This window comes from Cobetia sp. SIMBA_158, assembly GCF_046566945.1.
GTDB lineage: Bacteria > Pseudomonadota > Gammaproteobacteria > Pseudomonadales > Halomonadaceae > Cobetia > Cobetia amphilecti.
Genome location: NZ_JAWJYL010000691.1, coordinates 1 through 255 on the forward strand (window position 1 = coordinate 1; position 255 = coordinate 255).

At 36.9% G+C, this 255-nt stretch carries 1 protein-coding gene; it reads right to left on the reverse strand.

Features of this window, described 5'->3' with window-relative positions:
- On the reverse strand, window positions 1–255 hold a 255-nt coding region (locus R2R70_RS21595; RefSeq protein ID WP_410979137.1), incomplete at both ends, for a hypothetical protein.

The following is a 255-nucleotide window of genomic DNA, read 5'->3' on the forward strand; positions in this document are numbered from 1 at the left end:
GTTGGTGAGTCACCTATTATGGCAACATCTACTCTTTTTCGTACTAGCGCCTCAATGAGTTCTTTTTCCGAAGGAAAATCAACGCGTTTAAATGTATCAGCATTGTGATAATAATAACCCAATACTGTGCCTACATTTTTACCCTCAATATTGGACACATGTTGCCATTTTTTTGTGTTTTCGGGCAGCGTTACAAGCATTTCTGTTACTGTAATTAATGGGTCAGAAAATACATATTTGGTGTTGTTTCTTTCG